Source organism: Paraburkholderia sp. BL25I1N1, from assembly GCF_003002025.1.
Taxonomy (GTDB): Bacteria; Pseudomonadota; Gammaproteobacteria; order Burkholderiales; family Burkholderiaceae; genus Paraburkholderia.
Genome location: NZ_PVZB01000029.1, coordinates 78,257 through 94,696, shown reverse-complemented (window position 1 = coordinate 94,696; position 16,440 = coordinate 78,257). Strand labels below are relative to the sequence as shown.

Annotated in this window: 15 protein-coding genes and 1 pseudogene; 11 read left to right on the top strand and 5 right to left on the bottom strand. The window is 60.7% G+C overall.

The genetic code is table 11. From position 1 onward, the window contains the following. Positions 1 to 30 precede the first annotated feature (30 nt). From B0G73_RS33020 to B0G73_RS33005, 4 genes and pseudogenes are all read left to right on the top strand, one after another. Positions 31 to 1,956 carry an AMP-binding protein gene (locus tag B0G73_RS33020; RefSeq protein WP_308706157.1) on the top strand — a complete coding sequence of 642 codons (1,926 nt, stop codon included), beginning with the start codon at positions 31 to 33 and terminating at the stop codon, positions 1,954 to 1,956. Between the two features lie 23 nt (positions 1,957 to 1,979). Beyond that, positions 1,980 to 3,190: pseudogene (locus tag B0G73_RS33015) on the top strand (acyl-CoA dehydrogenase family protein). A gap of 77 nt (positions 3,191 to 3,267) precedes the next feature. Further along, positions 3,268 to 4,428 (top strand): acyl-CoA dehydrogenase family protein, encoded by a 1,161-nt coding sequence (locus B0G73_RS33010; protein ID WP_106285323.1) that lies wholly within the window; start codon positions 3,268 to 3,270, stop codon positions 4,426 to 4,428. A 16-nt stretch (positions 4,429 to 4,444) separates the two neighbouring features. Next, positions 4,445 to 5,176 carry an enoyl-CoA hydratase gene (locus B0G73_RS33005; protein WP_106285322.1) on the top strand — a complete coding sequence of 244 codons (732 nt, stop codon included), beginning with the start codon at positions 4,445 to 4,447 and terminating at the stop codon, positions 5,174 to 5,176. Between the two features lie 89 nt (positions 5,177 to 5,265). Here the strand turns inward: B0G73_RS33005 and B0G73_RS33000 are convergent, their stop codons facing one another. From B0G73_RS33000 to B0G73_RS32980, 5 genes are read right to left on the bottom strand one after another with little or no spacing between them, the layout of a single operon-like run. After that, positions 5,266 to 6,042 carry an enoyl-CoA hydratase-related protein gene (locus B0G73_RS33000; protein ID WP_106285321.1) on the bottom strand — a complete coding sequence of 259 codons (777 nt, stop codon included), beginning with the start codon at positions 6,040 to 6,042 and terminating at the stop codon, positions 5,266 to 5,268. Positions 6,043 to 6,084: 42 nt separating this feature from the next. Beyond that, a complete protein-coding gene (locus B0G73_RS32995) occupies positions 6,085 to 6,849 on the bottom strand; it encodes a glucose 1-dehydrogenase (protein WP_106285320.1) in 765 nt (254 codons plus the stop codon). A 43-nt stretch (positions 6,850 to 6,892) separates the two neighbouring features. Then, positions 6,893 to 8,146: a CaiB/BaiF CoA-transferase family protein gene (locus B0G73_RS32990; RefSeq protein ID WP_106285319.1), complete on the bottom strand. Its 1,254-nt coding sequence runs from the start codon at positions 8,144 to 8,146 to the stop codon at positions 6,893 to 6,895. A 2-nt stretch (positions 8,147 to 8,148) separates the two neighbouring features. Beyond that, positions 8,149 to 8,625: a MaoC/PaaZ C-terminal domain-containing protein gene (locus B0G73_RS32985; RefSeq protein ID WP_106285318.1), complete on the bottom strand. Its 477-nt coding sequence runs from the start codon at positions 8,623 to 8,625 to the stop codon at positions 8,149 to 8,151. A 24-nt stretch (positions 8,626 to 8,649) separates the two neighbouring features. Beyond that, positions 8,650 to 9,840 (bottom strand): acyl-CoA dehydrogenase family protein, encoded by a 1,191-nt coding sequence (locus B0G73_RS32980; protein ID WP_106285317.1) that lies wholly within the window; start codon positions 9,838 to 9,840, stop codon positions 8,650 to 8,652. A 391-nt stretch (positions 9,841 to 10,231) separates the two neighbouring features. Here B0G73_RS32980 and B0G73_RS32975 point away from each other — a divergent pair, with 391 nt between their 5' ends. From B0G73_RS32975 to B0G73_RS32945, 7 genes are all read left to right on the top strand, one after another. Further along, positions 10,232 to 10,597 (top strand): Zn-ribbon domain-containing OB-fold protein, encoded by a 366-nt coding sequence (locus B0G73_RS32975; RefSeq protein ID WP_106285316.1) that lies wholly within the window; start codon positions 10,232 to 10,234, stop codon positions 10,595 to 10,597. 58 nt (positions 10,598 to 10,655) lie between these two features. Further along, positions 10,656 to 11,807 (top strand): thiolase, encoded by a 1,152-nt coding sequence (locus tag B0G73_RS32970; RefSeq protein ID WP_106285315.1) that lies wholly within the window; start codon positions 10,656 to 10,658, stop codon positions 11,805 to 11,807. A gap of 79 nt (positions 11,808 to 11,886) precedes the next feature. After that, positions 11,887 to 12,687 carry an enoyl-CoA hydratase/isomerase family protein gene (locus tag B0G73_RS32965; protein ID WP_106285314.1) on the top strand — a complete coding sequence of 267 codons (801 nt, stop codon included), beginning with the start codon at positions 11,887 to 11,889 and terminating at the stop codon, positions 12,685 to 12,687. 11 nt (positions 12,688 to 12,698) lie between these two features. Further along, on the top strand, positions 12,699 to 13,505 hold the full coding sequence (locus B0G73_RS32960; RefSeq protein WP_106285313.1) for an enoyl-CoA hydratase/isomerase family protein: 807 nt from the start codon (positions 12,699 to 12,701) through the stop codon (positions 13,503 to 13,505). A 17-nt stretch (positions 13,506 to 13,522) separates the two neighbouring features. Next, positions 13,523 to 14,347: an enoyl-CoA hydratase/isomerase family protein gene (locus B0G73_RS32955; RefSeq protein WP_243856727.1), complete on the top strand. Its 825-nt coding sequence runs from the start codon at positions 13,523 to 13,525 to the stop codon at positions 14,345 to 14,347. Positions 14,348 to 14,414: 67 nt separating this feature from the next. Then, on the top strand, positions 14,415 to 15,269 hold the full coding sequence (locus B0G73_RS32950; RefSeq protein WP_106285311.1) for an SDR family oxidoreductase: 855 nt from the start codon (positions 14,415 to 14,417) through the stop codon (positions 15,267 to 15,269). Positions 15,270 to 15,271: 2 nt separating this feature from the next. Further along, a complete protein-coding gene (locus B0G73_RS32945) occupies positions 15,272 to 16,414 on the top strand; it encodes a CaiB/BaiF CoA-transferase family protein (protein ID WP_106285345.1) in 1,143 nt (380 codons plus the stop codon). The last annotated feature ends 26 nt before the right edge of the window (positions 16,415 to 16,440 follow it).

Below are 16,440 nucleotides of genomic sequence, written 5' to 3'. Positions count from 1 at the left end.
GCTATATGAACGGAAAAAGCTAACGACAGGATGACAGAGATGAACGCAGGTCCGCTTTCGCACGACCCTTTGATGGATGTGCCGTTTCGGCCGCTGCGCCTTGGCGGTATGAAGGCCACTGTTGAACAGCGCCCTGACGGTAGCGTGGTTTATGAGCTGGACGAACCGCTCGGTCCATACCCAGCGCGGCTTACTGAGCGTCTTGTGAAGTGGGCCGCGGTCGCCCCAGATCGGCCGTTGCTCGCACGGCGAACGACCGATGGCGCCAGTTGGGAGCATCTGACATATCGGCAAGCGCTCGACGGCGCTCGTGCGCTAGGCGAGGCTATGCTTGCCCGAGGCCTGTCGCCCGCGAGGCCGCTGATGATCCTCTCCGACCGCAGCTTCGAACATGCGCTGCTGGCGCTTGCGGCGCTGCACGTCGGCGTCCCCTATGTCCCGGTTACCCCTGCGTATTCGTTGCTATCCGAGGACTTTGCGAAGCTGAAACATCTGGCGTCGGTGTGTACGCCAGGGCTCGTGTTCGCGGATGACGGGGTGCTTTACGGTCGCGCGTTGCGCGACGTGTTCGACGATGTCGAATGTGTGGTGAGCGGGAGGTTGCCAGAGGGGCGTATGGCCTCATGGTTTTTCGACTGGCTTGACACGCCGGTCACCGCCGCGGTCGATGAGGCATTCGATAACGTCGGCCCCGATACGATCGGCAAGATCATGTTCACGTCCGGCACGACCGGGGCACCGAAGGGCGTGATTTACTCGCAGCGGATGCTGTGCAGTAACCGGCAACAGGTCGCGCAGACTTTCGCCTTTCTTCAGGACGCACCGCCAGTGCTGGTGGACTGGCTCCCGTGGCATCACACCTTTGGCGGCACACACAACTTCGGCATGGTGCTCTATGGCGGAGGGACGTATTACCTGGATCCGGGTAAGCCCACGCCCGAGCAAATCGGTCCGACACTAGATGCGTTGCGCGAAATCGCACCGGTCATCTACCTGAATACGCCTCAAGGACTGGCGGCGCTGATTCCACATCTCCGCTCGGACGAAGCGCTACGCAAGAATTTCTTCAGTAAGCTGGCACTGATTTACTACGGCGGCGCCAGTCTGCCTGAATACATCTGGGCAGCACTGGACGAGCTCGCGGTCAAGACGATCGGACAGCGCGTGTTGATCATGTCAGGGCTCGGCGGCACCGAAGCCGGGCCGACGCCGATGTCGGCGGCGTGGGATCCGCGACGGCAAGCCATTGCCGGGCTGCCAGTACCCGGCGTGAAGGTCAAGGTCGTGCCGGTTGGAGAGAAGCTGGAGATCCGTTATGCGGGCGACTGCGTGACGCCCGGCTATTGGAAGGACCCGGAGCGCACGCGCGCGTCGTTCGACGAAGAGGGCTATTTCTGCTCTGGCGACGCCGGTGCATTCATCGATCCGGAGCATTGTGAACTCGGGTTGCGCTTCGATGGACGCCTGGCTGAGAACTTCAAATTGTCCTCGGGCACATGGGTAAATGTGGCGGAACTGCGACTCGCGGCGTTGAACGCGTTTTCACCTTATGCACGCGACGTCGTAATCGCCGGCCATGATCAGGGCTTTCTTACTGCGCTGGTTTTTCCTGATCTGCAAGCGTGCCGCGCTTTGTGCGACGACCTGGTTGAGCCCATGCCGCACGCTGACCAGATCGTGGCCAGCGCTGGCGTACGCGAGCACTTCCAGCGCGGGCTCGATCTGCTGGCTACACGCCCCGGCGGTAGTTCGAGCCGAATCGAGCGGATCGTACTGGAAAGCGCGCATCCGACGCTTGACAACGGGGAGTTGAGCGCGAAAGGCGCCATCAGCCAGGCCAACGTTCTCGCGCGAAGAAGCGCTGTGGTCGCGGAACTGTACGAAGCGGTTCCCACGCGTCGCACGCTGCTTGCCCGAAGGGGCTCTCTTGCGAATGCCTCCAGCCCGCTCCGCTGAATTGAAACACAGGAAATTACCCGATGGATTTTCATGTCGATTCCGCGGACAAAGCCTTCCGCAAAGAGGTACGGGATTTTCTTAAGGCGCATCTGCCTGCTGATCTCGCCTGGCGCGGTCAGCAAGGATTTCTCGCGGGCGACGACGATGCGCTGCGCTGGACCCGTATCCTGCACGAAGCGCGCGGCTGGTCCGTGCCGCATTGGCCGGCCGATCTCGGGGGAACGGGATGGACTGCGGCGCAACGGTACATCTTTGAAGAAGAGTGCTACCTGGCGGGTGCGCCCACGCAAAATCAGGCAGGGGTGTCGCTCGTGGGGCCGGTGATTTGTGAATTCGGCAACGACGAGCAGAAGCGCCGCTTTCTGCCGCCTATCCAGCGCGGCGAAGTGTCTGGGCACAGGGCTTCTCCGAGCCCGGAGCGGGCTCCGATCTCGCCTCGCTGCGTACGACGGCGGTCCGCGACGGCGACCATTACATCGTGAACGGCCAGAAAATCTGGACCAGCTTCGGCGGTTATGGACAGTGGAACTTCGTGCTTGTCCGGACCGATGCGGAAGCCAAGCCACAAAAGGGCATTTCCTTCCTTCTGCTCGATATGAAGTCGCCGGGCGTGACGGTGCGGCCGATTGCGACGCTTGACGGTTGCAACCATCTCGCCGAAGTGTTTTACGACAATGTTCGCGTGCCGGTTGAAAATCTGATCGGCGAGGAAAATAAGGGTTGGGGCTACACGAAATTTCTTTTGTTCAACGAGCGAGCGTTCCTTGGTGCGGAAGCCCCGGCGCTAAAACGCTACCTGCGCAAGATTCGTCACTACGCGATGAAGGAACGTGCCGGTGATACGCCCCTGATCGAAGATGCGACGTTTGCCGCAAGGCTTGCCCAATACGAACTCGAAGTGCTCGCCATCGACATGGCAGTGCAGAAAATCCTGCATCAAGGTTTGGACGAGCGCAGTGGTGGCATGGCCGTTGGCTCGATGCTCAAGGTCCGAGGTTCCGAATTGCATCAGAAGCTCACTGAAATGCTGCTCGAAGTGATTGGCGACTACGGCGCTGTATTTTATGGCGATCCGAACGAAGACCACGCGCTCCGGGGCCAGACCTTCGTGGGACCGGATTACGCGCCAGGTCTCGCCGCCGAAGTGTTCTACCGGCGCGCATGCACGATCTACGGCGGCACGGCAGAAATTCAACGGAACATTATCGCCAAGGCGCTGTTCGGACTGTAACGGGCGATATCATCGACGGCGCGAGTCGGTCCAATCGATATGGCATCACTTCTCCGGCGGGCACGAAAGGACGCAGCATGAACTTTGATCTAAGCGACGAACAGCAGATGTTGCAGGACAGCGCGCAGCGCTTCGTCCAGAAAAATTATACGTTCGAGCACCGCCGTACGCTGGTTGCTCGTGGAGACGGCTTTTCGCGCGAGATGTGGCGCATGTTTGGCGAAATGGGATGGCTCGGCGTCGCGGTGCCCGATGCTTTCGGCGGCCCGGGTTTTACTCCGGTTGAAAGCGCGCTGATCGCCGAGCAACTGGGACGGGCACTCGTGCTCGAGCCCTATGTCATGTGCGGCGTGTTTCCAGCCGCGCTGGTTACCTATTGCGCGAGCGGCACACAACGAGACGATTTGCTCGCGCAAATTATCTCGGGTGAGGCGCTGGTTGCCGTCGCGCACAGCGAGCGCGACGCACGAGGCGACGTGTCACATGTGACGGCAACTGCCAGCGAGATGGGAGACGGCAACTGGAGGCTCGACGGTCGCAAGACGCTGGTCGTGGGCGCGCCGGTAGCTGATCGCGTCATTGTCGTTGCGCGCGTGGCCGGCGGTGTACGTGACGATGCGGGGCTCGCGCTCTTTGTAATCGATCCACGCGCACGCGGCGTGATGCTCGAGCCATACAGGTTGCTCGACGGCACGCCCGCGGCGGACCTGGTGCTCGAGGGCCTGACGGTCGATGCGAGCGCGGTGATCGGCACGCCCGGTGAGGCGTTGCAAGGTCTGCAGGCTGCAGTCGACGAAGCCATCGTTGCGAGTTGCGCGGAGTTGTTGGGCGATATCGACGACACAGTCGAACTCACTTCCGAGTACCTGAAGACGCGCAAGCAGTTCGGCGTGCCCATCGGCAGCTTTCAGGCGCTGCAGCACCGCATCGCCGATATGGCAATTGAGGCGATGCAGGCCAGAGCCACGTTGCACCGGGCACTGCGAGCGCTCACCGAAGGCGATGCGACGCGCAGCGTTCAGGTGTCGGGTTGCAAGGCTCAAACCATCCGAAGCAGTAAATTCGTTTCGCAGCAGGGCATCCAGTTGCATGGGGGCTACGGCATCACGGACGAGTATAAGGTCGGTCATCACTACCGGCGCACGTTAATCTCCGATGTGCTGTTTGGCAATATGGAGTACCACCTGAAATGTTACGCGCGGCAGATTCAGGCGGACGCACGCGCTCTGGCTGCATGACTCGAGGACGGAGAACATGGCGCAATCACAGGTACTGCTAACTGATTCCGACAACGGTGTTTTGACACTGACGCTGAACCGGCCCGATGTCCGCAACGCCTTGAACCTTGCATTGACGAGAGCGCTTGTCGATGCATTGACGCACTTTGAGGGCGATGACAGCCTCCGTGTTTTGATCGTCACTGGTGCCGATCCGGCGTTCTGCGCAGGGCTAGACCTTGGTGAATTTTCTGCTCCGGACGCGCCACGCGGCGAAGTCGCCGCGATGATCGACATGTGGCCACGACTGAGCAAGCCAGTCATTGCCGCGTGCAATGGGGCTGCGGTGACTGGCGGCCTCGAACTTGCAATGGGGTGCGATTTCATCATCGCTTCGGAGCGCGCTCGGTTTGCCGACACCCATACAAAGATCGGCGCGCTCGCGGGCGGTGGAATGACTGCGCGCCTGCCTCACATTGTGGGCTCACGCTGGGCCAAGCAGATCAGTTTCACTAGTGAGCCAATCGACGCCGTTACAGCCCTGCGGATCGGTCTTGTCAACGAGGTGACTTCGCATGCGACGTTGCTCGAACGGGCGCGCGCGCTTGCCGCAACGATAGCGAGCCGTTCGCCGGAATTGATCGGTACCGTCAAGCGAGTTATCGACGCCGGAGCGCTCGCTTCGCTGAGCGAAGCGCTGGAGATAGAGAAGGCTGCGCTGGCTGAACGCAAGGCAAAGACGCCCATGGCGTGGCAGACGGAGCGATAGTTTGAAAGAACAGGAGACTTGTCTGTACGCGCCGCGCAGAAAAAGGGAGAGAGGGAGGCGTCGTTGACGCCTCCTTTGTATAAGGCGAGTTACTTAACGTATTTCCGGAATTCCGGTTTCCGTTTTTCACGAAACGCATTACCGCCTTCCTTCGACTCATCCGTTTCGTAGTAGAGCGCGAGCGCCTGCATCGCGAATGCTCCGATGCCCCGGATGTTTTCGCTATCCACGTTGAACGAACGTTTGGCGAGCGCGATCGCGGTCGGGCTCATCTGCAGGATTTCGTCACACCACTTCTTCGTCTCGGCGTCCAACTGGTCGGCCGGGACCGCAGCGTTGATCAAGCCCCACTCGAGCGCTTCTTTGGCCGTGTATTTACGGCACAAATACCAGATCTCCCGGGCACGTTTTTCACCGATGATGCGAGCAAGATATGCCGTGCCGAAACCCGGGTCGACCGAGCCGACTCTCGGGCCGACCTGGCCAAAAATCGCTGTCTCCGAGGCGATGGCAAGGTCACAGAGGGTGACGAGCACGTTGCCGCCACCAATCGCGTAGCCGTTCACCCGAGCGATAACCGGTTTCGGAATGTCACGGATAACGCTCTGCAGTTCTTCGATCGGCAGCCCCACCGTGCCGCGGCCACCGTAGCCGTCGCCGGACTGATCGCCGCCTGTGCAGAACGCCTTCTCGCCAGCGCCCGTCAGCACGACGACGCCGATGTCCTTATTCCAGCCGGCCTTGCTAAACGCCTTGATCAGTTCTTCACAGGTGTTCGCGTTGAATGCGTTGTAGACCTTCGGGCGATTGATCGTGATCGTCGCGACTCCGCCGGCTTCGCTATAAAGAATGTCCTGAAATTCCATGGTTATATTCCAGTTGCGGATTGAATGAGCGGGAGGCGGGCGTTAGCCTGCCATCGTGAGGCCACCGGAGATGCTGATAACCTGACCAGTGATGAACGCGGCGTCGTCGCTTGCAAGGAACGCCACCGTGCCGGCAATGTCATCGGGTTCGCCCATGCGCCCGAACGGCACTGCCTTGACCAGCGCCGCCTTGATACGGTCGCCTTTTTCGCCCTGAGCGAGGTTGTCGAGCAAGGCTGTAGCGGTGGGGCCGGGGCAGACGACATTGATGGGAATCTGCTGCCGCGCCATTTCACGCGCCATGGTCTTCGAGAACGCGATGATGCCGCCTTTGCAGAACGAGTACACCGCTTCCATCGACGAACCGACGCGTCCGGCATCCGACGAAATGTTCACCACTTTTCCGCGGCCGCGTTCGGCCATCCGCTTCAGTACCGCGTGATGCATGTTCAACGGACCATACAGGTTGATGGCGACTACTTTGTCCCAGAACGGTTTCTCGGTCTGAAGGAAAAAGGCCCCCATGTCCCAGCCCGCGTTGTTGACGAGCATCTCGATCGGACCGAGTTCTTCCTCTACTTGCGCGACAGCCTTGTTCACGCCCTCGTGATCGGTGATGTCGACGCGATAGGCTCGAGCCTTGCCGCCCGCGGATTCGATTTCTGCCACCACCCGGGCAGCATTTTCTGTGTTCAGGTCAAATAGCGCGACGGTTGAGCCTTCTTCGCCGAAACGCTTGCTGATGGCCGTGCCGATACCGCCCGCAGCACCCGTAACAACAACGACTTTGTTCTTGAGACCTTTCATTTTTGAATTCCTCGCATGATGTAGTAGGGCGCGGGGACGCCCGTCAAGCTTTGGTGACTGTTTCAGGGGGGCGGATTGTCTGGGACGACGCGTGGCCGCTCAGCTGGGTTGCCTCATGTTCTGTGTATCCAGCCTCAATGAGCACTTCGATGCTGTGTTCGCCGAGATTAGGCGGCAGGTACCGAACATTGCCTGGCGACTCGGAGAAGTGCACCGGAATGGATGTCATGACCATCTCTCCTTCGGTCGGATGCTCATAGTGCTGAAAGAAACGGGTTTCCTTGATGTAGTGGTCTTGCATTAGTTCGTTTAACTCGCGGACAGGACCGTGCGGAACGTCGGCAGCTGCGAAAATGGCGTTCCACTCGGCCGTTGTTCGGGTCTTGATCGCTTCGCTCACGATGCCGTACAGCTCGTTGATGTTGCGCATGCGATCGGCAATGTGGCAGAAGCGTGGGTCGTCGAGCAGATGGGCCGCTTCGATCGCGCACAACACCCGCCGCCATTGTTCGTTGTTGACCGCAAGCAAACAGATGTGGCCGTCCTTTGTCGCGTAGGGGCGGCGGTGGGGCGAAAACATCCGTGTATAACCAAGCCCCGTTCCGTCCGATGAGCCAAGCGCGCCCTCCCACAAATGTTCGAAGAGGTTGAACTGAAGCATGGTTTCGAACATCGGCACCTGCACGCACTGGCCGAGGCCGGTGCGCTCCCGGTGATAGAGCGCCATGCTGACAGACGAGGCAAGCACGTATCCACAGAACTTGTCGACGATGACCGTCGGAAAGTAGCGGGGCGAGCCGTCGGCATCACGATTCATCGCGGCAATCCCGGTCTCGCCCTGGATCACGTCGTCGAAGGCAGGCCGATCCTTGTAGGGGCCGTCCGGGCGATAGCCGGGGCCAGATGCATAAATGATGCGGGGATTGCGGGCCTTGATGCTCTCGTAGTCGATGCCCAGACGCCGTGCCGCGCTGGGGCGCATGCTATGAATGAAGACATCCGCGGTTTCCACCAGTCGCAGAACGGCTTCACGGCATTCGGCCAGTTTCAGGTTCAGCGACACGCTCCGCTTGTTGCGGTTCATGATCGTATAGAACACCGCCATGTCGGGGTTGCGACCGGGGCCGTTCTTCCGGTTCTGGTCACCTTCGGGCGGCTCGATCTTGATAACGTCCGCGCCCATATCGCCGAGAAGTTGCGTGGCGACGGGCCCCAGCACATTGATGGTCAGGTCGATCACGCGCACGCCGGTCAGTGGGCCGGTTGGCTGCTGCAGAGGTTGCTGTGGGGTGTGCATGGTCACGCCTTGTATTTTTTTCCTTTCACCAGCCGCAACGGCGTGTACACCATGACTTCCGAGCCGTCCTGCTTGATCACGCGGTTGCGCGTGCGCACCAGTCCGAGGCCGGGGCGACCGTTGCTGGGACGGCATTCGATGACTTCACATTCGACATGGATGGTGTCCCCGACAAAGGTCGGACCTTTGATGTCGAGTTCCATGTTCAAAAAGGCGAAGCCGACCCCTTGCATCGTTGCCTGGGTCAGCAGGCCTTCCATGAAGGTAAATACGAGGGCGCCTGGTGCGACCCGTCCCTTGATTGCGGACGTCTCTTTCAGAAACTCCGTGTTAGTAAACAGCACCTCGAGCATGCCGGTAACCGAGACGAAATTGACGACATCCGCCTCCGTGACAGTACGTCCAACTGTCTTGAACTTGCGGCCGACCGGCAGGTCTTCCCAATGAACTCCCAGGCCAACTGTTTCGATCTCTTCCATATTTGTTCTCCCTCTCTCGTGGTGTCACGCGTCTGTAGGTCGGGCAGGGCGCTCGGTCTTCTTGACACGTCCGAAGACGCTGTCGGCGACGATGTTCCGCTGGATCTGATTGGTTCCTTCGATGATCTGAACGACCTTGGCATCGCGGAAATAGCGGTTGATCGGATACTCGTTCGAGATACCGGCGGCGCCGAATAGCTGCACTGCGTCGGTGGCCACCTTCATCGCGACGTCCGAGGCGAACATCTTTGCCATCGCCGCCATCGGAGCTAGCTCGCGTCCTGTCGCGCCGGAGTCGACCAGTGACGCGGTGCGATAGACGAGCTGACGCGCGGCCTCCGTCTGCGTGATCATGTCGGCCACCATCCAGCGCACACCTTGAAAATGACTGATCGTCTGCCCAAAGGCGACGCGGTCCTGAATGAAGCGAATGGTGTGGTCGATCGCACCCTGCGCGATGCCGACAGCGCGTGCCGCCACGATCGGGCGGCTGGAATTGAGCGCTTCCATCGCGACTTTGAATCCCTGTCCCCCCTCGGGGCCAAGCCGGTTATCGGCGTTGATCAGTGCGTCGTCGAAAAATAGCGGGCACGACGCCACGCCGCGCGCGCCCATCTTGTCTTCTTCTCGGCCAATGGTGAGCCCCGGCGTTTCACGGTCAACGACGAAGAGGTTTATGCCGAGATGGTTGCCTTCTTCATCAAGCGTTTTAGCGGCGACCAGCATGAAATCAGCAATGTGTGAATTCGTGCACCAGATCTTCGAGCCATTCAACACGTAACCGTCTCCGTGGCGGCGTGCGGTGGTGCGGATTCCGGACACGTCTGAGCCACTTTGCGATTCCGTAATGGAAAGCGCGCCGCGCAAGTCGCCTGACGCAAGCCCTGGCAACAGCCGGGCCTTCTGCTGTTCAGTGCCGCCCGCCAGAATCGCGCCGAACGGCGTCCATTGCACGACCAACAGGTATCCCGTGTTGTAGCAAACGCGCCCCAGTTCCTCGACCGCGATGCAGGCGGACATCACGCTGCCGGCGCCGCCATATGTCTCTGGAAAAGGAAGAGTGAAAAGACCCAGTTCTTTAAGCAACGCGTACATATCGTGCGGATATTCGGCTGTCCGATCGATCTCGTCCGCTCGAGGCGCCACTCTTTCCCTTGCGACACGCCTTACCAGGTCGCGGATCTGGATTTGGTCGTCTGTCAGTTGATAGGTCACGTTGAAAGTCTCTTGCTAATGATCCCGGGCCTGATAGGTAAATGGCGTTCGGACCTACGTAAAGATGCGACGTACGGCCGAGCGGCCCTGGAAAGTTGCTGATCTTCATAAAAATGAACACTGTTCGATAAAGTAAACGATGGCTTTGGGCTCGTCAAGCATGATGTCGGACGAACGGGGGTTTGCCCGTAGTGCGCTCCGCGCACTGTTCGGATGTAGTGAGAGCCTTATCGGGCGGCGCATGAGTACTATTCGCCACGGTTGACATGCCATCTGCTGCGTGTTTAGAATATGGAACGACGTTCGGCTATTTGATTCATATAGGTAAAACTAGCGCGACAGCCGGTTAGGTGCCGAGACCCGTAGGGGAATGCATTGGGAGGAGCGGGAAATGGAGTCTGTTTGTCCTGAAGTCGACTATCAGAAGTTTCTGGCCGAAGGCCGGTTGATGATCCAGCGCAGCCGCAGCAGCGGCCGGCACGTGTTTTATCCGCGGGTGGCCGAGCCGGTAACGGGCGCGCGCGATCTGGAGTGGGTCGAAGCGTGTGGCCGAGGTACGGTTTATTCCACTACCGTGGTGAGGCAGAAAGCGCCCACGCCGAGCTACAACGTGGCGTTGATCGACCTTGACGAAGGAGTGAGGATGATCAGCTGTGTCGAAGGCATAGAGCCGGACGCGGTGCGCATCGGCATGCCCGTGCAGGCAAGGATCGTATTCAGGAACGACGCGCCCTTGCTCGTGTTCGAGCCCGCCTGACGCCAGCTAACCGGCAGCATACGCGGAAGGCATCTGCTGCACCGATAAGAGACATCGCATGGAATTCAACTTACGTGGGCGTACCGCGCTGGTGGCAGGCGCGACATACGGAATTGGCGAAGCGCCGGGAATGTCGTCGCTGGATCTCGCCGCGCGTGCGTCGGTCGACGCGCTGGCACAGGTCGGGTTGTCTCCGGCCGATGTCGACGGCCTGTTCGTCTGCACGCCGGACGACATGTTGTCCGGCCTGACATTCGCAGAGTACCTCGGTATTCACCCGAAGTTCACCGACAACAACCGCAGCGGCGGCTCGGCATTCGAGATCTATGCGCACACAGCGGCGATGGCGCTGGTCACGGGCCAGATCGACGTCGCGCTGATCGCCTATGGCAGCAACCAGCGCAGTGCATCGGGCAAACTCGTGCAGTCGTCGCGGCCTTCTCCGTGGGAAAGCCCTTATAAGCCGATGAATCCCGTGTCGTCGTATGCGTTCGCCGCTGCAAGGCATATGCACCAGTACGGAACGACACGCCGGGATCTTGCCGAAGTCGCGGTGGCGGCCCGCAAGTGGGCCCAGCTCAATCCGGATGCGTACGTGCGTGCGCCGCTAACGGTCGACGACGTGCTGGGTGCGCGTCTGGTATCCGATCCGCTGTCCGTGCGCGACTGTTGTCTCGTGACTGATGGCGCGGCGGCCGTCGTGATGGTGCGCGCGGATCGCGCTCGCGATCTGACGGACAAGCCGGTCTATCTGCTCGGTGCAGCATCGGCCACGTCGCATCGGGAGATTGCGAACATGCCCGATCTTACCGTGACCGCCGCAAAGGAATCAGGGCGGCGCGCCTACGAGATGGCCGGCGTAAGCGCGAGCGACATCGACGTTGCGATGCTGTACGACGCGTTTACGATCAACACGATCCTGTTCCTGGAAGATCTTGGGTTTTGCCCGAAGGGCGAGGGCGGCCGTTTTGTGTCCGACGGCGGGATTGCGCCGGGAGGTCGTCTTGCCGTCAACACTAATGGTGGCGGATTGTCCTGCGTGCATCCGGGCATGTACGGCTTGTTCCTGATGGAGGAAGCGATGCGGCAACTCACAGGACGTGCCGGTGAACGGCAGGTTCCTGATGCGCGGCTTGCCATCGCGCATGGCAATGGCGGCGTATTGTCGAGTCAGGCAACCGTCATTCTCGGCACCGAAGAGACGTTGTGACGTGTGCCGGCCGGCCGGTGCCACGCGGCATGGAAGTCGCGCACCGATCTGGCTGAGCGGGTCAACAGGAGACAGACAGATGAGCGAAGAGACTATCGCCGACGCGACGCAGATCGTGCAGGTCCAACATGAAGGCGCGACCGCAATCGTCACGCTGAATTACCCCGAGCGGCGCAACGCGTTTTCACTGAAGATGCGCGAAACCTTGTATGCGCGTCTGCACCACCTGATGCATCACGACGAAGCTTGCCGGGCAATCGTACTGACGGGCGCCGGCAACACGTTCTGCGCAGGTGGCGACATCTCCGAGATGAAACCGCGCAAGGTGCTCGAGTATCGCGAGCGCAATCAGTTGCCGCTGGAAGTATTCAAGCTGATGGTGTCCGGGCCCAAGGCCATCGTCGCGGCCGTCGAAGGTTTCGCGTTTGGCGCGGGTCTTTCGCTTGCTGCCGCGTGCGACATGGTGGTCACTTCGTCGACGGCACGCTACGCCAGTGCGTTCGTCAAGGTGGGATTGATGCCGGATACAGGCCTTTATTGGTCGCTCGCGCAGCGCGTGGGCGGCGGCCGCGCACGTGAACTGATGCTGAGCGCGCGCGAATTCAATGGTGTCGAAGCGTTGCAGATCGGCTTTGCCAATCAGGTCGTCGAACCTGGTCGAGCGTTGGCCGCAGCGCTGGAAATCGCCAGTCAATATGCGGCGTTGCCAGCGGTCGCTACGGCGCATCTAAAAGCGGCGCTGGCCACCGGCATCCGTACGCTCGACGAAGCGATCGAAACGGAAGTCAACCTGCAGCCCATCCTGCGCCGTAGCCGCGAACACCAGGAGGCGGTCAGCGCCTTCATGGAAAAGCGCAAGCCGGTATTCGTGGCCGACTAGGAAAGCACATCATGAGCGAAAAGCACACGGACGAGAACACCGCGCCTGCATTGATCGAGGTCACTCGGGAAGGCACCGTGGCCGTTGTCACACTGAACAATCCCGGCCGCCGCAACGCGATGGGTAGGCAGATGCGCCAGTTGCTGCGCGACACGATGCACCGCCTGATCTCGGCCGACCCCGAATCGCGTGCGATCGTGCTGACTGGTGCGGGCGAGCACTTCTGCGCCGGCGCCGATATTTCCGAAATGACGAAGCGGACCATCCTGCAAAGCCGCGAGATTCTGGCGGAGTCATGTGTGGTGGTGCGCGACATGCTGGCGGGAGCGAAGCCGGTGGTGGCCGCCGTCGAGGGGATAGCGTTCGGCGCGGGCTTGTCGCTGGCAGTGGCCACTGATTACGTGGTGGCGGCATCGAATGCGCGCTTCTGTGCGGCATTCATGCGTGTTGGGCTGATTCCCGACACCGGCATTCTGTGGACGCTCCCTGAAAAGATCGGCATGGCGCGCGCTAGAGAAATGCTGACGCTCGCGATGGAAATCGATGGCATCAAAGCAGGCGAATTCGGCTTGGCAAACCAGGTGGTCGAGCCGGGCGCTGCGCTCGCTGCTGCTATCGAATTGGCCCGCAACTTGGGTGAACAACCGCCGCTCGGCGTTGCGTTGCTCAAGGCCGCGTTGACCGAGGGTGCCAACACCATGGAGTTGGCACTGCGCGCTGAAATCGATTATCAGCCGGTACTGCGTCTGTCCAAAGATCATCAGGCCGCATGTCGGGCGTTTTTCGACAAGACCACGCCGGTTTTTACGGGTCAATGAACGTTGGGGAATCTCCGATGAGTGTCGAGCGAAATGAAGCGCCGCATGGCGCGGACGACAGGAACGATATCGTGCAGGTGCGCCACGAAGGGGATGTGGCTGTCGTCACGATGAACTACCCCCAACGCCGCAATGCCTTCTCGATGAAGATGCGTGTTGCGCTGACGGACACCTTCCAGCGCCTTTTTCACGAGGACGCGGCTACCCGCGCGATCGTGCTCACCGGCGCGGGCGGCCACTTCTGCGCGGGCGGCGACCTGTCTGAAATGCAGGCAGTCACGCCGCCATTGCTTGAACTGCGTGAACGCATCGCCGTGGGCGTGCGGCTTTTCCGCTTGATCTACACCGGCACCAAGCCGGTCGTTGCTGCGGTCGAGGGAACCTGTTTTGGCGCCGGGCTGTCATTGGCGGCCGCTTGCGATTTCGCGGTGAGCTCCAGTGCAGCGAAATATTGTTGTGCCTTCACCAAGGTCGGTTTGCTGCCTGACACCGGCCTTCTATGGACGCTGCCGCAGAAGGTCGGTGGCGGCAAGGCGCGCGAACTCATGTTGAAAGCGGATGTGATCGACGCCGCTACCGCGCAGCGCATCGGCCTTGTCAGTCAGACTACGGCGGCGGGCGAATCGCTCGATGCCGCTCTGGAGCAGGCGGCCCGTTTCGCCAGCTACCCGCCGGTGACGCTGGCGCTGCTGAAGGCGAGCCTCGTCAACGCAGGCAATTCGATAGAAGACGCATGGCGCCTGGAAGTCGATCTGAATCCGCTAACGCGCCAAACCAGCGACCATGCGGAAGCGGTTGCCGCGTTCATGGAGAAGCGCAAGCCGGTCTTTACCGGCTCCTGAGCAAGTTCGCGCCCAACTCAATTTCGCCGTTTTTTTCAGCCACTGGATTTAAGAACGCACACAGACCATGTTCACGACCGATCTGCTGAAGGATAAAAGGATTCTGATCACCGGCGGCGGCACCGGTCTCGGGAAGAGTATTGGCCGGCGTTATCTGGAACTCGGCGCGGAACTGGTCATTTGCGGCCGTCGCAAGGAAGTGCTCGACGCGACCGCCGACGAATTTCGCGCAGCTATCAACAATGCCCGTGTGACGACGATCACTGCCGACGTGCGCAACGCTGATTCGGTCGAATCGATGATGGACACAATCTGGCGCGATGGTCCGCTTGACGTGCTGCTTAACAATGCCGCGGCCAACTTTATCGCGCGTACCGAAACACTGTCGGCGCGCGCGGTCGATGCGGTGTTGGACATCGTGCTGCACGGCAGCTTCTATTGCACGATCGCCGCGGGCAAGCGGTGGATCGAGGCAGGCCACACAGGCAACGTGATCAGCACCGTGTCGACGCCCACCATGACCGGCTCCGCCTTCACCGCACCGTCGGCGGCGGCGAAGGCCGGCGTGCTTGCGATGACCCGTAGTCTCGCCGTCGAGTGGGGACCGAAAGGCATTCGGCTGAACGCCGTGGCACCAGGTCTGTTTCCGACAGAAGGCGCGTGGGAACAACTTTACCCGCCGGGGTCACAGGTTGAATCGCAGGATCGCAGTGTTCCGTTGCGGCGTTTTGGCGACCATCAGGAACTGGCTGATCTGTACTCGTATCTCGCTTCCGAGGGGTCCGGTTACATCACCGGTGACATGATCGTGATCGACGGTGGCCGCTGGATGCAGGGCGTGGGCGGTCCGACATTTCGCGCGATGCAGGATTGGAGCGACGAACAGTGGGACGCTATGCGTGCCCACGCGCGCAAGGGATGAGCATGGGACCGCTCGCTGGCGTCAAGATCATCGAACTGGCCGGTATCGGCCCCGGTCCGATGTGCGCAATGTTGCTCGCCGACCTTGGTGCAACGGTGCTCCGAATCGACCGGCGGCGACCTGTCAAACTCGGTATCGAGCGACCGTTGCGTTACAACCTGCTACTGCGCAATCGCAGGACGATCGCACTGGATCTCAAGGAGCCGGCCGCGATCGAACTTGTGCTAACCCTCGTGGAGGGCGCCGACGCGTTGATAGAAGGTTTTCGTCCGGGTGTGACCGAACGTCTTGGACTCGGCCCGCAAGCGTGTCTGGCGCGCAATCCGAAGCTCGCCTATGGGCGGATCACCGGGTGGGGGCAGGACGGTCCGCTCGCACAATATGCCGGTCACGATCTGAACTACATTGCGATCACCGGCGTGCTGAATGCGATCGGCCGATTAAACCAGCCGCCGTCGATCCCGCTGAACCTGATCGGCGATTACGCGGGCGGTTCGCTGTACCTGGCAATGGGGCTGCTCTCGGCAATCCTTCATGCTCGCGGTGGCGGCGTGGGGCAGGTGGTTGATGCGGCGATTGTCGACGGCACGGCGAATCTGGCGACGACCTTTTTCGGCATGCAGGCGGCGGGCATCTGGCGCGACGAGCGCGGCACCAATATCACCGATTCGGGTTCGCATTTCTATGACGCCTACGAGTGCGCAGACGGCAACTGGATTACGGTTGGCCCAATCGAGGACAAATTCTATCTGGAGCTCCTTCGACTGCTTGATATATCGCCGGACACGCTTGGCGCCCAGCTCGACCAGCGCAACTGGCCGGCCGCACGAGCCTTGTTCGCGCTCAGGTTCAAGACGCGCAGCCGTGCGCAGTGGACCACGCTGCTGGAACACTCGGACGCGTGCTTCGCTCCTGTCCTGTCGTGGTGTGAAGCGCCAAACCATCCGCATCTGAAAGCGCGCGGGACTTTTGTGGAAATCGATGGGATCGTGCAGCCAGCGCCCGCCCCGCGTTTTTCGTCGACGGTGCCGGCAATGCCGACGCCACCCGAAGCGCCAGATCCGGCGACTATCGAGGCAGCGCTGTCGGTCTGGCTGGATAGGCAAAGTATCGACGAACTGAAACAGGCAGGGACGCTGGCCTGAGAGACCGCTGAGCGGGACAAAAACAA

Excerpts from the sequence above, each read along its gene's own strand:
- B0G73_RS33020 (WP_308706157.1), top strand. The coding sequence starts at position 31 with ATGACAGAGATGAACGCAGGTCCGCTTTCGCACGACCCTTTGATGGAT.
- B0G73_RS32965 (WP_106285314.1), top strand. The coding sequence starts at position 11,887 with ATGAGCGAAGAGACTATCGCCGACGCGACGCAGATCGTGCAGGTCCAA.
- B0G73_RS33005 (WP_106285322.1), top strand. The coding sequence starts at position 4,445 with ATGGCGCAATCACAGGTACTGCTAACTGATTCCGACAACGGTGTTTTG.
- B0G73_RS33010 (WP_106285323.1), top strand. The coding sequence starts at position 3,268 with ATGAACTTTGATCTAAGCGACGAACAGCAGATGTTGCAGGACAGCGCG.
- B0G73_RS32985 (WP_106285318.1), bottom strand. The coding sequence starts at position 8,625 with ATGGAAGAGATCGAAACAGTTGGCCTGGGAGTTCATTGGGAAGACCTG.
- B0G73_RS32955 (WP_243856727.1), top strand. The coding sequence starts at position 13,523 with ATGAGTGTCGAGCGAAATGAAGCGCCGCATGGCGCGGACGACAGGAAC.
- B0G73_RS32945 (WP_106285345.1), top strand. The coding sequence starts at position 15,272 with ATGGGACCGCTCGCTGGCGTCAAGATCATCGAACTGGCCGGTATCGGC.
- B0G73_RS32960 (WP_106285313.1), top strand. The coding sequence starts at position 12,699 with ATGAGCGAAAAGCACACGGACGAGAACACCGCGCCTGCATTGATCGAG.
- B0G73_RS32990 (WP_106285319.1), bottom strand. The coding sequence starts at position 8,146 with ATGCACACCCCACAGCAACCTCTGCAGCAGCCAACCGGCCCACTGACC.
- B0G73_RS32950 (WP_106285311.1), top strand. The coding sequence starts at position 14,415 with ATGTTCACGACCGATCTGCTGAAGGATAAAAGGATTCTGATCACCGGC.
- B0G73_RS32995 (WP_106285320.1), bottom strand. The coding sequence starts at position 6,849 with ATGAAAGGTCTCAAGAACAAAGTCGTTGTTGTTACGGGTGCTGCGGGC.
- B0G73_RS32975 (WP_106285316.1), top strand. The coding sequence starts at position 10,232 with ATGGAGTCTGTTTGTCCTGAAGTCGACTATCAGAAGTTTCTGGCCGAA.
- B0G73_RS32970 (WP_106285315.1), top strand. The coding sequence starts at position 10,656 with ATGGAATTCAACTTACGTGGGCGTACCGCGCTGGTGGCAGGCGCGACA.
- B0G73_RS33000 (WP_106285321.1), bottom strand. The coding sequence starts at position 6,042 with ATGGAATTTCAGGACATTCTTTATAGCGAAGCCGGCGGAGTCGCGACG.